The sequence below is a fragment of the Lujinxingia vulgaris genome (assembly GCF_007997015.1).
Classification (GTDB): domain Bacteria; phylum Myxococcota_A; class Bradymonadia; order Bradymonadales; family Bradymonadaceae; genus Lujinxingia; species Lujinxingia vulgaris.
Genome location: NZ_VOSM01000007.1, coordinates 34024 through 50601, shown reverse-complemented (window position 1 = coordinate 50601; position 16578 = coordinate 34024). Strand labels below are relative to the sequence as shown.

The following is a 16578-nucleotide window of genomic DNA, read 5'->3' as shown; positions in this document are numbered from 1 at the left end:
CTCCGCTCCATCGATTTTTTCGTTCGGCGACGCCGACAACGCTGACTCTGCAGATCAAAGAGCCCCCTTATGGCAAAATCAAACTCCAATTCCGCCACGCTCGGTGGCGGCGATCGCGTGGCGATCGTCGCCGGCGTGCGCACCCCCTTCGCCCGCGCCTGGACCGCCTTCAAACACTGGAACGAAGCCGACCTGGGCCGCGCCGTGGCCAACGAGCTTCTCAACCGCGTCGACATCGATCCTGAGCTCATCGACGAGCTGATCTTCGGCTGTGTTTCCGCGCCGATGGACGGCCCCAACGTGGGGCGAGAAGTTGTGCTGCGAAGCCAACTTCCCAAACATATCCCGGCGTCCACGGTGCAGATGTACTGTGCGTCGAGCGCCTATGCCGCCGTCCAGGGTGTCAACTCGCTTTTGCTGGGCACCTCCGAGGTCGTGATCGCCGGCGGCGTGGAGTCAATGAGCTCGGCGCGCGCCCGCTTTAGCCTGGGCCTGAGCCACGCGCTGCAGGATGTCTCCAAGGCCCGCAGCCTCCAGGATCGCCTCAAAGCCCTCTCCCAGATCAAAGCCGGCGACCTGCTCCCCGAGCAACCCGCCATCGAAGAGCCCACCACGGGCAAGTCGATGGGCGAGTCGGCGGAGGAGATGGCGAAGCAGTATGGGATCGGGCGTCAGGAGCAGGATGAATACGCCGAGCTCACCCACCACCGCGCCGCCGCGGCCTACGAGTCGGGCAAGTTCCCCGAAGTGATGCAGGTGCTGCACGGTGATAACTTCGACCAGGTCATTGAACGCGATAACAACGTGCGCGCCGACACCACCGTCGAGCGCATGGCGCGACTCAAACCCGTCTTCGATCGACGCCACGGTACAGTGACCGCCGCAAACGCCTCACCGCTGACGGACGGGGCCTCGGCTGTGCTCTTGATGCGCGAGAGCCGCGCCAAAAAGCTCGGTCTTACCCCCATGGCCTTTGTGCGCTCCTACGCCCACGTGGGCATCGACATCCAGCGCCACAATCTCCTGCTCGGCCCCACCCTGGCCACGCCTATCGCCTTTGAGCGCGCCGGCGTCTCGCTCGACGACATGGATCTGGTCGAGATGCACGAGGCCTTCGCCGCGCAGGTGCTCGCCAACATCAAGATCTGGAAAGACAAAGACCTCTGCCAGCGGCTGGGCCTCGATGAGGCCATTGGCGAGGTCGATATGGACACCTTCAACGTCCACGGCGGCTCGGTCGCGCTCGGTCACCCCTTCGGCGCTACCGGCACCCGCATCATCACCCAGCTCGCCGGCGAGTTGCAGCGCCGAGACAAAAACCTGGGGCTTCTGACGATGTGCGCCGCCGGAGGACTGGGGCTGAGCATGGTTCTGGAGCGCTGATACGAAACAAGGCGCTGAGCCGCGCCCCGCCTGCCTCAGCGGCTCAGCGCCACGAGCAACAAAAGCATCATCAGCCCCAGGAGCACCACCGAGCCGATGAGCCCCATCGTCAGCATGCGATCCTGGCGCGCGGCACGCGCGCGGGCCTCGGCGTAGGGCATCGTGCTGAACGTGACCATCGAGTAGAGCGGGATCCACCAGGTCGGAAAGAGGCGGTGGAGCACCCGCTCGATCTTTTTGCGAAACACAAAATAAGGGGAGGCCACCGCCGAGCGCATCTCGTAATAGTTGTAGAGGGCCAGGTGCCCGATGGCGTCCGCGTCGGCTTTGCGCTCCTCGCTAAACGCAGCGATGGCGCGGCCAAAATCGTCGCCCTCGCGATCGAGCAGCGCGTTGAGCACCGTGCAGTCCTCAAAGGCCGCGTTCATCCCCTGCCCGTAAAAAGGCACCACCGCGTGCGCGGCATCACCCAGGATCATCACCCGCTCGCCATGGTGGTATGGCGAGCAGCGGATGGTCACAAGGCTGCCGGTGGGGTTCCCAAAGAAGTCGTCGGTGAGGGTGGGCATCAGCGCGTGCGCGTCCGGAAACTCGCGACGAAAAAACGCATCCACATCGGCCGGGGTCTTCAGCGCCTCAAAGCTCGACTCCCCTTCAAAGGCCATGAAGAGCGTGACGGTGAAGGTCGCGTCGAGGTTGGGGAGCGCGATGAGCATGAAGTCGTGACGCGGCCAGATATGCAGCGCGTTCTTCTCCATCAGAAACTCCCCCCCGGGGCCGGCCGGGATGGAGAGTTCTTTATAACCGTGGGTCAGGTAGGCCTGCTCGTAGTTGTAGCGCCCGGAGCGCTGCAGGCGCTGGCGCACCGCCGAATACGCCCCATCAGCGCCGATCAGCAAAGATGCCTCACGCGCAATGCGCTCGCCACTTTTGTGATCTTCGAAGTGCGCAACACCCTCATCGAGCTCCACGTCGACGCAGGGTTTCTCAAAATGAAAACGCACCTGCTCGTGGGCTTCGGCGGTGCTCATCAACAGCTCATTGAGCCCCTGGCGGCTGATGGAGTTGATGAACTGGTCGGCGCGGCCGTAAGGCTGCAGATGAGGCTCGCCCTCCAACGGGTGAATCATGCGCCCGCGCATCGGGATGCACATCTCGCGGACCTGCTCCTCCAGCCCTACTCCGGCCAGCGCGGTGAGCCCACGGGTGGAGAGCGCCAGGTTGATGGAGCGCCCGCCGTCGACCTGGCGCACGCGCATGTCGGGGCGCGCCTCAAAGACCTCCACGCGGTGGCCCCGCTGCGCCATGTAAATCGCCATCAAGGAGCCGGCAAGACCGGCACCGACCACCACGCAGGGAGGCTCACCGGAGGAGGGGTACGCCTGAACTTCACTCATTTAGCTCACGCTCTCTTCGAGGATCTTCCAGAAACGCCACACATCTTCATAGGTGTTGTAGAGGGGCGTGGGCGCCACGCGAATCACGTTGGGACGACGGTAATCGCAGATCACGTCGGCGGCCATCAGGCGCTTGTGCAAAAGCTCCCCGTCGCCGGCGGCCAGGATCGAGAGCTGGCAGCCGCGCCGGTCGGGCTCCGAGGGCGTGATCACCTCAAAGGCGTCGGCACCGATGGACGTCACAAGCTCATAGAGGTAGCCGGTGAGCTTCTCGCTCTTCTGGCGCAGCGCCTCCATGCCGGCCTCGGTGAAGAGCTCCAGCGAGGCGCGCAGCGAGGCCATCGGCAAGACCGGCGCGTTGCTAAGCTGCCAGGCGCCCGCGCCATATTGAGGCGCAAAGCTCGGCCCCATTTCAAAGCGGGTGTTGGGATCGGTGCCCCACCAGCCCTCAAAACGGGGGATGTCTTTTCGGCCCAGATGGCGCTCGTGCACGAAGACTCCAGCCACCCCGCCCGGTCCGGAATTGAGGTATTTGTACGAACACCAGGCCGCAAAGTCCGGCCCCCAGTCATGCAGCTTCAAGGGCGCGTTGCCCGCGGCGTGCGCCAGGTCAAAACCCACCATCGCCCCGGCCTTATGGCCGGCCTCGGTGATGGCCCCCATGTCAAAGAGCTGCCCAGTGTAGTAGTTGACGCCGCCGAAGAGCACGAGCGCAAGCCGGTCACCCTCGCGCTCAATGGCGGCCAGGATGTCCTCATCGCGCAAGGTCTTCTCGCCATCGCGGGGGTAAAGCTCAACGATGGCCTCGGCCGGATCAAAACCGTGGAAGCGCGCCTGACTCTGCACCGCATACAGATCGGACGGAAACGCCCCGCCCTCAATGAGGATCTTAAAGCGCTCCGCGCTCGGGCGGTAAAAGGACACCATCAAAAGATGCAGGTTGGTGGTCAGTGAGTTCATCACCACCACCTCTTCGGGCCGCGCGCCGACGACGGCGGCCATCGGCGCGTTGAAGATCTCGTGGTAGCTGTACCAGGGGTTGGGCTCGGCAAAATGCCCGTCGACGCCCAGGTTGGCCCACTTCTCAAGCTCCTCGCCAAGGGCCTTCTCAACCCCCTTCGGCTGCAGGCCCAGGGAGTTGCCACAGAGGTAGAGCACCGGATCGCCCGCGCTGCCGGTGGGGATATGAAAACGCTGGCGGAAGCCTCCGAGCGGGTCTTCGCGGTCGAGCTGGCGGGCGTAGTCGAGGTCGGTGATCTTCATAGGAGTCTCACTGGGGGGAAGCGGCGTGCCATGCGTTAGCGCGTCTCGGGCATCGGTTCGGCCCGGTAGAGGATGGGGCGAGAGGGGGAGGCGTCGAGCATGAATCGTGCGAAGCGAAGCGAGAGGAAGTAGGGGCCTTCGCTGGCGCTCTCGGGCACATCGATGAGCTCGGTGATGGTGCGGCGGGGGCCGGCATCGGTCGGGCCGGCCCCGACTGCACTGAGCTCAAAGTAGGCGCGGTGGACCGGGGTGGTGCCGCCGTCGTCTTCGCGATCGATGGAGGGAAGATCGATGAGCAGATGTTCGCAGCCCTGCGCCAGAAGCCAGGTCACAGCCTCGGCGGTGAGGTAGGCGGGGTTTGTGCCGGAGTAGTCTCGGAGTGGGGCGGCGGCGCCCTCGCCAGAGGTGGCGATGATGATGGCGCGGCAGAACGCCGGGGAAACATCGGCGCGCTGAAGTGCCGACCGGAGCTCGGAGGTGCAGATGACCCGGTCGTCGGGAGAACTCTTCCCCTCGGAGCTATCGCCCGAAGCTCCCAGCGTGCGGGTCGCCACGCGCAGCAGCACCGCCGGCATCAACGGGTCGGGGGCAAGGTCACCGACCGGCACGCGCTCCGCGCTGATATGACCAACGCCCTCGGTGTGGGTGCCATGGCCGTGGGCGATGAGCTCGATGGACTCGCAGTTGACGCTCCCACCGCGGCGCACATCCCCCACGAAGTCGCCGCCCTCCACCGCCCGCGCCTGCGCCCGGCCCAGGCCAAAGGCCCGGGGCTGCTCCCCGTAGAAGTCCAGGGGCTGCGCAAGCTCCAGCGGGTGGTCCGCAGCCACGGCGTAACGCGCACCGTCGAGTTCAACCCAGAGGCGCATCCCTTAGCTCCGCTCAAATCGGGCGCGTTCCAGGCCCAGCCACTCCAGGGCGGTGCCCGAGAGCATGCGCTCCTGGTCTTCGGCGCTCAGCTCCAGCGACTCAATGAGTTTGCCGGGCTCCTGCTCGCCAAGGGGGAAGGGGTAGTCGGTGCCCAGCGCAAGGCGCTCCACGCCGAGCTGCGCGATGAGAAAGCGCATCATCGCCGGGTCGTGCACCAGGGTGTCGAGGTAGATGCGGTTGAGAAGATCGCTCGGGCGCGTCTTCGTGCGCACCTGGCAAAGATCGGGGCGAACCTCGAAGCCCCAGTCGATGCGACCCAGGGTCGCCGGAAACGAGCCGCCACCATGCGCAAAGGCAAAGCGCAACTTCGGGTAGCGCTCCAGCACCCCGCCCATCATCAGCGAGCAGATCGCGCGCGAGGTCTCCGCCGGCATGCTCACAAGCCAGGGCAGCCAGTAGTCCTTGAGCTGGTCCATGCCCATCATATCCCAGGGATGCACAAAGATCGCCGCATCAAGTTCCTGGGCGGCCTCCCACAGAGGATCGAAGCGGGGGTCGTCGAGGTTAGTGCCATTGACGTGCGTGCCGATCTCCACGCCCGCAAGCCCAAGCTCGCCAACCGCACGCTCGAGCTCCTGAATGGAGCGGTCAACGTCCTGCATCGGCAGGGTTCCCAGCCCCACAAAACGCTGCGGATGTTCGGCGACCACCGAGGCGATATGGTCATTGAGCAGCTTCGAGAGATCATGAGCGTCGGCGGCCTCGGCCCAGTAGCTGAACATCACCGGCACCGTCGAGAGCACCTGCACGTCGACCCCGTGGGCGTCGCACTCGGCGATGCGCGTGGCCGGGTCCCAGAGGTTGGGATCGACCTCCCGAAAGAAGGTCTCATCGCGCATCATCCGCGCGCATCCCGAACACTGGTGCTCCAGGCGAATAAACCCGCCGTAGCCGTAACGCTCGCGCAGGTCGGGCCACTCTCGGGGTAGAATATGCGCGTGGATGTCGATCTTCATCGCTTCCCTGATCTCAAGAATCGTCGGTGGTCGTGCGGCTGCGTGCGAGGGTGTTCGCGCGCTTAACGCTCCATCTTCGCGCCGCAGTTGTCGCAGGTGCGCAGCTCATCGCTGGCCCAGAACGCCTCGATCGCCGCCTTGAGCTGGCCGACGATGTCGGTCAGGTAGAAGAACTGCTCGTGGAGCACCTCCCCGCAGCTCTCGCAGTACCAGCGCAGCCCGTCGTTTTCGCCCTCGGGGCGCTTATGCTCGATGACCAGGCCCACGGTATTGGCTCCGCGCTGCGGGGAGTGCGGGACCATCGAGGGCAGCAAAAAGATCTCGCCCTCGCGCACCGTCACGTCTTTAAACTCGCCATCGACCACCAGCTTAAGCGTGAGGTCGCCCTCGATCTGGTAAAAGAACTCCTCGCTGGGATCGATGTGGTAGTCCTTGCGCTGGTTGGGACCGCCGACCACAAAGGCCATAAAGTCGGTGTCCTCCCAGATCTTCTTGTTGCCGACCGGGGGTTTGAGGGCGTCGCGGTTCTCTTCGATCCACTTCTGAAAGTTGATCGGCGGCATCAGCTTGCTCATCGGGTCCTCCGGTGGTGTGTGGCCTGCGGCCGGCCCGCAGGGCGGCGGCGAGGTCTTCAACGTGGCGACGAACACAATCAAATCTGTAGCGAGGGGCCTTGAAGGCGGCCTCATAGAAGCCGCTGGGCAGCAGGCTTGTCAAGGTCGCCCCCGGCCCGCGCCCGGCCCGGGAGGGCCGGTCAGGAGAAGCGCGCGTCGAGCGCGAACTTCTCGGGGCTGTGCGCCTCAATCTGGCTGTAGAAGTCCATGATCTCGCGCATATCGGCCTCGAAGTCGTCGCCCGGGATGATGACCTTTCCGATGCCCGCCTCTTTTTTGCCGTAGTCCAGGTAACCCAACAAAATGGGGACGTTGGCCTGGCGCGCGACGTGGTAAAACCCGCTTCGCCACCGCTCACGCCGGGAGCGCGTGCCCTCGGGCGTGACCGCGATCGCAAGTTCGCCGGGGTGCTCATCAAAGAGCGCGGCCATCGCTTCGACCATGCTGGGGCGCTCACCGGTCTCGGCGCGCGGACGACGGTCGATAGCCAGACCCCCGACCGGGCCGAGCACCAGATTAAAGGGAAAACGCATCCACTCGCGCTTGATCGTAAAGCGCACCGGAAGTCCCATCAGGTCAAAGCTGGCGATGGTGAAGATCAGATCCCAGTTGGAGGTGTGCGGCGCAGCCACGACCACGCAGCGGCGATGCGTGGTGAGGTCCTCGCCAACAAAACGCCAGCCCCGAAGTTTGAAGAGCCAGCGGCAGAATGCCTTAAACATCGCCTTCCTTTTGCGTCAGCAGCGTCATCACGTCGTCGATCTGCTCCAGGCCGATCTTGAGCAAGAAGTTGGGATTGCGCCCGTAGCTTTTGTTGCCCAGCACGAAGAAGTCCGGCTCGGGGTTTTTGAGCACCTCGGGCCCGGCCGAGCTCTGCGCCAGGCAATCGGCGTTGCCGGCGCTGGCGAGCAGGGATGCAGCGAGTTTCATGGGGCCGTCGCTGGCGTAACAGAGGTGAACCTGAAGCTCGCGGGTGAGGGAGGTGTCGGGGTGGTAGCCGACGTTGGCGATGATGCGATCGACCTCGATTTCGTGCTTCTGGCCCTGCGCGTCGGCGAGCTCGACGTGAAGGCCGTCGTCGGCGCGCGTGATGCGCTCGACGAAGACGCCGCTGACGGGATCGACGCCACTGACTTCGCCGCGGGCGATGGCGTTACCCAGGCGGCTCAGCCGAAGGCGTTGGGGGAGCGTGTCGCCCTCGATCTCCGCAAAAGGTTCGCCCTCGGCCCGGTAGGCCCAGGTGATATGCGTCTGCGGGGCGTGCTCTCGGAGCTCGGTGAGCGCGCCCAATGTGGTGGCCGCCGAATGGCCGTGGCCGACCACCAGCACGCGTTTTCCGGCCAGCGCGTCGTGCTGCGCTTCAACATCGGGGATGGCGCGGATCACCTCGCCATTGAGCGCCTCTTCGCCAATGGCCGCAAGCCCCCCGGGCCCGAGGTGGTTGGGGTTATCCAGCACGCCCGATGCGTCGATGAGCACGTCGGCCTCGTCAAAACGCTCACCGTCGGGCCCGGCTACGCGCAGCAAAAAGGGGCGCCGCGCGCGTTGCGGGTTGGCCAGAAGATCGCCTTTGAGCGCGCGCATCCGCGAGACACCCAACACGCGTGTGTGTTCGAGAAGTTGAAAGTTGGGGGCACGTTTCAACGCGTCGACCAGGGGCTCAAGGTACGCGTTGATGTACTGTTCCCCCGTGGGGAAATCATCATCGGGTGCGAGTTCGACGTCGGCGGCCTGAAGCGTGGCTTCGCCACGCGCGCTGCGGTTGAGCGACCATGGCGAGAAGAAGGTCACATGGGCCCAGGTGCGCACATGCGCTCCAGGCGTCTTCGCCTCATAGAGCGTGACGGCAAACCCCTCTTCGAGCGCGCGCAGCGCGAACTCCACGCCGATCGGGCCGGCCCCCACAATCGCCAATCGGCGCATGTTTTGATGTTCTGCGGACGACTTCAAGCTCATTGAATCTCCTCAACGTCTTCACAAACTCGGCGACTGGTCTTCCCGCTGGTCCTGGCGAGGTGCGGCCGAACACACCTTCAACATCATCAGTAGCGAGGCCAATCCCGACGCGCGCGCAGCGTGCCCTCTTCAACCACCTCCCAGCCCTCTTGATCTCTGGCGAGGACGAGCCGTGTGGCGTCGGTTGCGGGGGGCTCATTGAAGGGACTGATGATGACCTCAACGCGGTCGTCATCGAGAGCAAACACGCGCACCACTTCATGATGCCCCGGAACCTCACCGGCCTCCTGCCGGGCCTCAAGCCAGCGCTGCGCCGCGTAGAGCGGGTCGTCGGGAGTGTGCGCGCCGGAATCTTCGACCACGACCGCGGTCGACTCTCCCGACTCGGTCGTGGGCGTGCTCGCGCACGCCGCCAGCGCCGGCACCATCGCGATCGCCGTCAGGAACGCGGCGAGCCGATGTCGCTCGACGCGCAGCGGAGAAGGGGTCAGAACAGAGCTCATTCGATGTACCCGATGAAGGTCGATTGAGGGGAGATGTTAAGCGTCTGGTAGGTCCACACCAGAGCCCGCACGCCCTGCCCGACGTTGAACTCAGAACTTCCCGCGAGCAGCCAGTGGGTGATGCGCGCGGCGTCGACGCCAGCGTCGGCAATGACCGTACCGAGCGCCTCGTCAAACTCCTCGCCATCCCGCGCGCAGAAGGTCAGCCCCTCCCGGCAGCCTTCGATGCCGGTGGCCTCGATCGTCTGCTCATCGAGGCGCACCCCCACGCCGATGCCATCCTCGTTGTGCGGGTAAACGCCGAGCACACCGAGCACCATCGCGTCGGGGAGTCCGCCTTCCGGGAAGATCGGCAGGTTGGTGGAGATCGCCCCGAGCTGCGCCTCATCACGCGTGATCAGGTGCACCCGAAAGAGCCCTACTGCCGCGGCGTTCATCATCAGCTCACCAACCTTTGCCCACTCCATACGTCGATCGAGCAGAAGATCGATACCGGCCGGCCCACCGGCCTCCGTGAGCGCATCATTGAGCCAGCGCATGATATGGCGCGAGAGTTCCGGGGTCTGCCAGGCCGCTTCCCCGTAGGGCGTGATGATGCGCGCCCGCGTCGCGATGATCGGCAACGCCGGCAGGCGCCGCTCCTCCACCCACGTCTGCGGCGCCACCTCCGGGGGTAACCCGTCACCACTCGCCAGGGTCAAGAGTGCGTTGACGTACTCCGGCGCCGGTGCCCACACCACCTCCAGCGCCTGCTCGGGGGTCGGGCGCGCCACGATCATCGGCAGACGCAGCCGACGCTCCTCGTGGCGAACTTCGACCTCGAGCAGATAGCGCCCGGTAACCACCCGCTCGGCGACCAACACGCGCCCCAGCGTTGCCCCGCGCTCCGAGAGCACATCCAGGCCCTCCGCGGCCTGCGCGCTCCGGGTGACCCCCTCCAGCGTCCAGGGCTGGGCGTGGGCCGGCTGCAGTGCGGCCGTCATCACGAGCACCATCGCCAACACCCCCGCCACAACGCCGAAGACCTGCGACCCGATGTTCACGTGCTCGCCCCCTGCTTACGCCGCGGCGTGGCAACCACGTAGTGGAAGCGGTCACGGCGCGCGAACTCGCTGTAGCCCCAGTGCTCATGCCACTCATGCATCAGGATCTCGAAGCCGTGCTCGTCGAGCATCTTCGCCAGCGCCTGACGCGAGGGAAACCAGCGCGTCTGCCCGTCGAGGTTCACCCAGACATCGGGGCGGTAAAGCGGCACGCCCTGCCCGTCCCAGATGCTGTCTTTCCCCTTAATCGCGAAGCAAAAAAGCCCGCTCTGCGCCGGCAATATCTCGGCCGCCAACGCGAAGATCCGCGAGAGCTCCCCGGAGCTAAAATAATGCAGGCTGGAGTACGAGTAGATCAGGTTGACGCCCTCTACCCGCGGATCTTTGCGCTCCAGCGTTGAGACGAAGTCACCGGCCAGCAAATTATGTTCAAGCTCCGGACGCTCCTCAAGCATCGGCGCCACCCGCTTGCCGTGCTCCTCCAGCGCCACCGGGCTGATGTCGATGCCCAGGTACGAGCTCACCCGCGGGCTGGAGACGATGCCCAGCGCGTCGTTGCCAATGCCGCAGCCCAGCTCGGCAACCTTGATGGTGTCCTGCTCACCGCGGTTACGCGCGCGCTCCTCCACAAAGTCCAGAAGTTTCCAGACGAAGGGGTTGGGCTCGCGCGACTGAAAAAAGCCGTAGGCAATGCCCGACTCCCGGTAGAGCTTGCCGTAGTCGAAGTCCAGATCGACCAGAAATCGCACCATCGCGGCGGCTTCGGCCTCTTTTCCGGCCTGCCACAGCCTGCTGGCCACGCCAAAGGCCAGCGCCCCTAGATGCAGGGTAGACTCATCACTGCTTAACTTTCGCGCCAGCCAGAAGAGCGTGGCCAGGTCTCCGCCGCGCTCAAAGAGCCACTCCACGACGTTGTCGAGCAGCCTGCCAACCGGCTCATCGAGCAGCTCGGCGGCCTGCTGATCCGCGCCGCGCAGGGCGTCTTCCAGCGGTGTTCCGGGCTGCACCCCGCCGATGCCCAACGCCTCGGCGTCGCTGGTAAGTAGATCGACGGCCGCCTTCGGGTCGGCAAACCCCGCATCTTTGAAGAGGTCGAGTCGTCGCGTGAAGTTGGCTGGCATCACTTCCTCCTTAAGGTCTTGCGGGGGGGCGATGCCGGGTGCCCGCAGGCACCCGGCAGGGTTTGTTTTGGAAGAGCACCTGCGCGAACTTCAGAAGCTGTTGACCGCCTCCACCACCCGCGCCGCGGTCAACCCGAACTTCTCATAGAGCTCTTCATAGGGGGCCGAGGCACCGAAATGATCAAGCCCCAGCACCTTGCCCTGAGTCCCCGTATAACGGCCCCATCCCAGCGTAACGCCGGCCTCAATGGCCACACGACGGGTGACCTCGGCGGGCAGCACCGACGCCTTATAGTCATCGCTCTGCTGCTCAAAGACCTCCCAGCAGGGCATCGACACCACACGCACCGCCTTGCCCTGCGCTTTGAGGGTCTCAAAAGCCTCCACCGCGATCGCAACCTCACTCCCCGTCGACAAAATCAACGCCTCCGGCAACTCGCCGGGGTTGCTGTCCGCAAGGGTGTAGGCGCCCTTCGTCGCATCGCCCACGCTGTGGAGCGCGTCGCGGTCGAAGGTGGGCACGTTCTGCCGCGTGAGCACCAGCCCTGAGGGCCCGGTTTTATGCTCCAGCGCCAGCTCCCAGCACTGGCGCACCTCTTCCGCATCGGCCGGGCGCAGCACGTGGTAGTTAGGCATCGCACGCAGCGACATCAGATGTTCGATGGGCTGGTGGGTGGGGCCGTCTTCGCCAAGTCCAATGGAGTCATGGGTAAACACCATGATCTGCGGCATATGCATCAACGCCGCCAGTCGAAGCGCCGGGCGCATGTAGTCGGCAAAGACCAGGAAGGTCGCGCCAAAGCCGCGCACGCCGCCATGCAGGCACATCCCGTTGACGGCCGCAGCCATGGCGTGCTCGCGGATGCCAAAGTGCACGTTCTGACCGGCGTGGCTCTCGCGCGACATCTCCCCGAACTTCGGGAAGAGCGTCTTGTTGGAGCCGGCCAGATCCGCCGAGCCACCGACGAGCTCGGGCAACACCTCAAAGATCTTCTCGATCACCTTGCCGCTGGAAGCACGGGTGGCCATGCCCTTCTCGGAAGCCTCAAAGCGCGGCAGCGCGTCGGCCCAGCCCTGCGGGAGCTCTCCGCTGATGCGACGCGTGAGTTCATCGAACTTCTCGGGGGATTCAGCCTTGAGGGCATTGAGGCGTTCCTCCCAGGCCTGGCGGGCCTCCCGCGCACGCGCGGCAGCCTCGCCGGCCATATGCTCGCGAACCTCCGAGGGCACCACAAAAGGATCGGGGTAAGGCCAGCCCAGCGCCTCTTTGGTCAGCTTGATCTCATCGTCGCCCAGCGGGGAGCCGTGCACCGAGGAGGTGTCGGCTTTATTTGGCGAGCCAAAACCGATGATCGTTTTGACGCGAATCAGCGTGGGGCGCCGCGTCTCAGCTTTGGCCTTCTCGATGGCGCGATCGATGGCGTCGACGTCGTTGCCATCATCCACGTTCAAGACCTGCCAGCCGTAGGCTTCAAAACGCCCGGTGGTGTCTTCGGTGAACGCGATATCGGTGCGCCCGTCGATGGTGATCTCGTTGTCATCATAGAGGAAGATCAACTTGCCCAGGCCCAGGTGCCCGGCCAGCGACGCGGCCTCATGCGAGACGCCTTCCATCAGGTCGCCGTCGGAGCAGATGCCGAAGGTGTAGTGGTCGACCACGCCTGCGAATCGCTCGCGCAGGTGCGCCTCGGCCATCGCCATGCCCACCGCCGTGGCAAAACCCTGGCCCAGGGGCCCGGTGGTCGTCTCCACGCCCGGGGTCAGCTCGGCCTCGGGGTGACCCGGGGTGAGGCTTCCCCACTGGCGGAAGTTCTTGATCTGCTCGAGCGTCATCGCCTCATAGCCCGTCAGGTGCAGCAGGCTGTAGAGCAGCATGGAGGCGTGACCGTTGGAGAGCACAAAACGATCGCGGTTAAACCAGGTCGGGTCGGCCGGATCGTGACGCAAGTGTTTTTGCCAGATGGCGTACGCCACCGGCGCAAGCCCCATCGGCGCGCCCGGGTGGCCGCTGTTGGCGGCCTGCACCGCGTCCATCGAAAGCGTGCGGATCGTATTAATGCTCAGTGTGGTGATCGAGTCGGTCATCATCCCCTCGTTATCCAAAACTCCAGATATTTTCAGTCGCCTGCGGGTCGCCAGATTGCGCCCCCACGTTGTGCCGCGCCGCCCGAGGCGTGTCAACGACAAGGCCCCGGCCCGGCTTGCCAACTTAGGCTGAACCCGGGCAATCCTGCTCACAAGTTCAGACCGGTCAACCGCGTCGTGCCGAAATTCTAAACGCGCAGTCGAGGACTTCCCGCCGAAGCGGGAGCGTTTAGATTTACTCTGGCAAGGATTGAAATTTTGTGGCCACCCCCTCGTCGCGCGCCGCGCATCGAGTCGGGTCACCAGCCAGCTTCTGCACATCACCTCTGGGGGGAGATCATGCAGCTTCACAGCTTCGCCATCGCCGTGTTTCTCAGCGCAACGCTCATCCTCACATCAGGGTGCGATGAGGCGCTCGACGCGCCACCACGCCACCCCACGCCGATTGGCGAGGATCGTGGCGATGTGGTGGTGAGCTGGATGGATCTCACCCTGGATCGGGTGCAGGCCGACGGCCTGACCCCACCGCAGACCTCCCGCATTCTGGCCTACTCCGGGGTCGCCCTCTATGAGGCGTTGCTCGGCGGTATGCCTCGTCAGCAGTCCTTCGGCGGCCAGCTCGCAGGCCTGGGCGAGCTGCCGGCGCTGGAGCCCGGCGTCGACTACGACTTCTACACGGTCGCGCACGCCACAATGGGGCATTTGATGCCGCTGCTCTTTGTCAGCGACGAGAGCCGCCGCGCCTTTAAAGATTTTGCCGAAGAGGGCATGCAGCAACGCGCCGAGGCCGGGGTCAGCGCCGACGTTCGCGAGCGCTCTCGCGCCTATGGCGTGCTTGTGGCCGAGGTCATCGACGCCTGGGCCTACGGCGACGGCTACGACGACGCGATGGCCGTCACCTACGAGTTCTCCGATGAGCCCCACGCCTGGCGCCCCACCGCCGAGGGCATGCAGGCGCTTCTGCCGGGCTGGGGGCGCATTCGTCCCTTCGCGCTGCCGGCGGCCAACGCCTGCGCCCCGCCGCCCCCTCCCGCCTTTGAGACCCTCCCGCACTCCGCGCTTTACCGTCAGGCACTCGCCGTGTGGAACGCCTCACGCACTCTGACGCCTGATCAAGAGCATATCGCCAACTTCTGGGCCGATAACGTCGGCGCCAGCCCCACTCCCCCGGGCCACTGGATGCGCATCGCCGCACAGGTTCTGGCGGATCGCCACGAGCGCCTCGACCGCAGCGCCGAAACCGTCGCGCTCCTGGGACTTGTGCAGGCCGACGCCTTCATCTCCTGCTGGGACGAGAAATACCGCTCCAACCTCCTGCGCCCGGTCACCTACATCCGCGACCACATCGACGAAGACTGGACGTCGCTCGTCAGCACACCGCCCTTCCCCGAGTACACCTCCGGCCACTCCAACGCTTCGGCCGCCGCCGCCCGCGTGCTCACCGAACAGCTCGGCGCCTTTCCCTTCGCCGACCGCACCCATCAATCCCAGGGTCTGGGAGTGCGCCACTTCGACGACTTCCAGCACGCCGCCCAGGAAGCCGCCATCTCCCGCCTCTACGGCGGCATCCACTACCCGATCGGCATCGACTACGGCATGCCCCAGGGCGAGTGTGTGGCGGGGCATCTGTTGGAGGGGGTGGAGACGCGAAGGATGTCTGAGTGATATCCATCGTGAAGGAGCGTGACCACCATTGCCGACCTTCGGCACACGCCCCTTTCCGCCCCTGAAAAAAACAAGCGCGCCGCCCCCGCGGTTGACGCGCAGGGGCTCTTCTTCTAGGGTTCGCCCTCTTAAGCGCGGGGCGCGCGTGCGCGCGCCAAAAAAGACCGCCAACCCCTTGATAACGCTCCTCTTTTCACCGCGAGACGCCGACGCATTAAGACGCCGCGGGATGTGGAAGTAGATATGACGAGCACGCTCAATCCGACGCAGGCCGACCCGAACGCGCATAATGGCGAGGTCAACACGATGCCCAACGTGGGGCAGCGACCTGGCAAGCGGGTTTTTATTGAGACCTACGGCTGCCAGATGAACCTGGCCGACAGCGAGCTGATGGGCGGGGTGCTGAGCACCCGGGGCTACACCGCGGCGCCCAACCACGATGAGGCCGATGTGATCCTCATCAACACCTGCGCGGTGCGGGAGCGGGCCGAGGAGCGCGTCTTTGGGCGTCTTTCCCATCTTCTGCGCTATAAGAATGAGCGCCCCGAGGTGATCCTGGGTGTGACGGGGTGCATGGCCGAGCGTCTGCGCGAGGTTATCACCGAGCGCGCGCCTTATGTGGATCTGGTCATCGGCCCCGACGCCTACCGGCGCCTTCCGGAGCTTCTGGAACAATGTCAGGAGGTCGACGCCGACCCGGTGATCGACGTCAAACTCGACCGTGCCGAGACCTACACCGGGCTGACCCCGGAGCGTCGTCCGGGCATCAGCGGCTGGGTCACCGTGCAGCGCGGCTGCGATAAATTCTGCACCTTCTGCATCGTGCCTTTTGTGCGCGGTCGCGAGCGCGGCGTCTCCCCCGAGGAGATTCTGACGCAGTGCCGTGACATGGCCGCCCGCGGCTACAAAGAAGTCACGCTGCTGGGGCAGACGGTCAACTCCTACAAGCACGAAGACACCGATTTTGCCGACCTGCTCGAAGAGGTCGTCAAGGTCGAGGGCATCGAGCGCGTGCGCTTCACCTCGCCATACCCCACCGACTTTACGCCCAAGCTCATCGCGACGATGGCGAAGCACGATAAGATCTGCAACTACCTGCACCTGCCCCTGCAATCGGGCTCCGACCGCACGCTCGAAGAGATGAAGCGCCTCTACACCAGCGGGGAGTTTTTCAAACTCGTCGACGATATCCGCGCGGCGATCCCGGACATCGCTATGTCCACCGACATCATCGTGGGCTTCCCCGGAGAGACCGAGGAAGATTACGAAGAGACGGTGGCCGCGCTGGAGCGCATCCGCTTCGACTTTGCCTACCTCTTCAAATATTCGGAGCGCGACGGCACCTACGCCTCGCGTAAGCTGCCGGACACGCTCGATGAGAAGACCAAAGGTCGCCGCCTTGCCTCGCTCATTGAGCGTCAGGAGGCTATCAGCGCCGAGATCTTCCAGAATCGCATCGGCACCACGGTGCGCGTGATGGTCGAGGGCGAGAGCCGTCGTGATGCGGCGGACCTCTGCGGGCGAAGCGATGATTTCAAGATGACGGTCTTCCCCAAACCCGAAGGTCGCGAGCTGATGCCCGGCGACTTTGTGAACGTGCGCATCACCGATGCCACCAGCCACACGCTCCTCGGCGAGATTGTCGAGGGATAATTCGGGCCG

The 16578-nt window shown here is 64.9% G+C and carries 14 protein-coding genes; 3 read left to right on the top strand and 11 right to left on the bottom strand.

The annotated features are described in order from the left end of the window. Window positions 1–69: 69 nt before the first annotated feature. Window positions 70–1383 (top strand): acetyl-CoA C-acyltransferase, encoded by a 1314-nt coding sequence (locus tag FRC98_RS14185; RefSeq protein WP_146982098.1) that lies wholly within the window; start codon window positions 70–72, stop codon window positions 1381–1383. Window positions 1384–1418: 35 nt separating this feature from the next. Here the strand turns inward: FRC98_RS14185 and FRC98_RS14180 are convergent, their stop codons facing one another. The 11 genes from FRC98_RS14180 to tkt all read right to left on the bottom strand — a co-directional run bounded on the left by FRC98_RS14180 (window position 1419) and on the right by tkt (window position 13251). Next, window positions 1419–2780, bottom strand: a complete 1362-nt coding sequence (locus FRC98_RS14180) for an FAD-dependent oxidoreductase (protein ID WP_230467626.1) — start codon at window positions 2778–2780, stop codon at window positions 1419–1421. After that, on the bottom strand, window positions 2781–4043 hold the full coding sequence (kynU, locus tag FRC98_RS14175) for a kynureninase (protein ID WP_146982097.1): 1263 nt from the start codon (window positions 4041–4043) through the stop codon (window positions 2781–2783). It lies immediately after the preceding gene. A 35-nt stretch (window positions 4044–4078) separates the two neighbouring features. Continuing rightward, entirely contained in the window at window positions 4079–4912 is an 834-nt protein-coding gene (locus FRC98_RS14170; protein ID WP_146982096.1) for a cyclase family protein, read from the bottom strand. Window positions 4913–4915: 3 nt separating this feature from the next. Continuing rightward, window positions 4916–5929 carry an amidohydrolase family protein gene (locus tag FRC98_RS14165; RefSeq protein WP_146982095.1) on the bottom strand — a complete coding sequence of 338 codons (1014 nt, stop codon included), beginning with the start codon at window positions 5927–5929 and terminating at the stop codon, window positions 4916–4918. Window positions 5930–5991: 62 nt separating this feature from the next. Continuing rightward, complete coding sequence (locus FRC98_RS14160; RefSeq protein ID WP_146982094.1) at window positions 5992–6504, bottom strand: 3-hydroxyanthranilate 3,4-dioxygenase; 513 nt, start codon at window positions 6502–6504, stop codon at window positions 5992–5994. Window positions 6505–6683: 179 nt separating this feature from the next. After that, window positions 6684–7265: a 1-acyl-sn-glycerol-3-phosphate acyltransferase gene (locus FRC98_RS14155; protein WP_146982093.1), complete on the bottom strand. Its 582-nt coding sequence runs from the start codon at window positions 7263–7265 to the stop codon at window positions 6684–6686. After that, the gene (locus FRC98_RS14150; protein ID WP_146982092.1) at window positions 7258–8499 is read right to left on the bottom strand and encodes an FAD-dependent oxidoreductase; all 1242 of its coding nucleotides are present in this window, start codon (window positions 8497–8499) and stop codon (window positions 7258–7260) included. Before FRC98_RS14150 ends, FRC98_RS14155 begins: the two co-directional genes overlap by 8 nt. 86 nt (window positions 8500–8585) lie before the next feature. Beyond that, a complete protein-coding gene (locus tag FRC98_RS14145) occupies window positions 8586–9002 on the bottom strand; it encodes a hypothetical protein (protein ID WP_146982091.1) in 417 nt (138 codons plus the stop codon). Further along, window positions 8999–10045 (bottom strand): hypothetical protein, encoded by a 1047-nt coding sequence (locus FRC98_RS14140; RefSeq protein WP_146982090.1) that lies wholly within the window; start codon window positions 10043–10045, stop codon window positions 8999–9001. Before FRC98_RS14140 ends, FRC98_RS14145 begins: the two co-directional genes overlap by 4 nt. Further along, a complete protein-coding gene (locus tag FRC98_RS14135) occupies window positions 10042–11166 on the bottom strand; it encodes a class I SAM-dependent methyltransferase (protein ID WP_146982089.1) in 1125 nt (374 codons plus the stop codon). Before FRC98_RS14135 ends, FRC98_RS14140 begins: the two co-directional genes overlap by 4 nt. 90 nt (window positions 11167–11256) lie before the next feature. After that, entirely contained in the window at window positions 11257–13251 is a 1995-nt protein-coding gene (gene tkt, locus FRC98_RS14130; protein WP_146982088.1) for a transketolase, read from the bottom strand. A 339-nt stretch (window positions 13252–13590) separates the two neighbouring features. Between tkt and FRC98_RS14125 the strand changes: the two genes are divergently transcribed. Both FRC98_RS14125 and miaB read left to right on the top strand, forming a co-directional pair. Beyond that, window positions 13591–14916 (top strand): vanadium-dependent haloperoxidase, encoded by a 1326-nt coding sequence (locus tag FRC98_RS14125; protein ID WP_146982087.1) that lies wholly within the window; start codon window positions 13591–13593, stop codon window positions 14914–14916. A 243-nt stretch (window positions 14917–15159) separates the two neighbouring features. Further along, a complete protein-coding gene (gene miaB, locus FRC98_RS14120; RefSeq protein ID WP_230467625.1) occupies window positions 15160–16569 on the top strand; it encodes a tRNA (N6-isopentenyl adenosine(37)-C2)-methylthiotransferase MiaB in 1410 nt (469 codons plus the stop codon). Window positions 16570–16578 lie beyond the last annotated feature (9 nt).

What these genes read in the sequence shown, in the direction of transcription:
- FRC98_RS14185 (WP_146982098.1), top strand. Translation starts at nt 70, where the DNA reads ATGGCAAAATCAAACTCCAATTCCGCCACGCTCGGTGGCGGCGATCGC.
- FRC98_RS14180 (WP_230467626.1), bottom strand. Translation starts at nt 2,780, where the DNA reads ATGAGTGAAGTTCAGGCGTACCCCTCCTCCGGTGAGCCTCCCTGCGTG.
- kynU (WP_146982097.1), bottom strand. Translation starts at nt 4,043, where the DNA reads ATGAAGATCACCGACCTCGACTACGCCCGCCAGCTCGACCGCGAAGAC.
- FRC98_RS14170 (WP_146982096.1), bottom strand. Translation starts at nt 4,912, where the DNA reads ATGCGCCTCTGGGTTGAACTCGACGGTGCGCGTTACGCCGTGGCTGCG.
- FRC98_RS14165 (WP_146982095.1), bottom strand. Translation starts at nt 5,929, where the DNA reads ATGAAGATCGACATCCACGCGCATATTCTACCCCGAGAGTGGCCCGAC.
- FRC98_RS14160 (WP_146982094.1), bottom strand. Translation starts at nt 6,504, where the DNA reads ATGAGCAAGCTGATGCCGCCGATCAACTTTCAGAAGTGGATCGAAGAG.
- FRC98_RS14155 (WP_146982093.1), bottom strand. Translation starts at nt 7,265, where the DNA reads ATGTTTAAGGCATTCTGCCGCTGGCTCTTCAAACTTCGGGGCTGGCGT.
- FRC98_RS14150 (WP_146982092.1), bottom strand. Translation starts at nt 8,499, where the DNA reads ATGAGCTTGAAGTCGTCCGCAGAACATCAAAACATGCGCCGATTGGCG.
- FRC98_RS14145 (WP_146982091.1), bottom strand. Translation starts at nt 9,002, where the DNA reads ATGAGCTCTGTTCTGACCCCTTCTCCGCTGCGCGTCGAGCGACATCGG.
- FRC98_RS14135 (WP_146982089.1), bottom strand. Translation starts at nt 11,166, where the DNA reads ATGCCAGCCAACTTCACGCGACGACTCGACCTCTTCAAAGATGCGGGG.
- tkt (WP_146982088.1), bottom strand. Translation starts at nt 13,251, where the DNA reads ATGACCGACTCGATCACCACACTGAGCATTAATACGATCCGCACGCTT.
- FRC98_RS14125 (WP_146982087.1), top strand. Translation starts at nt 13,591, where the DNA reads ATGCAGCTTCACAGCTTCGCCATCGCCGTGTTTCTCAGCGCAACGCTC.
- miaB (WP_230467625.1), top strand. Translation starts at nt 15,160, where the DNA reads ATGACGAGCACGCTCAATCCGACGCAGGCCGACCCGAACGCGCATAAT.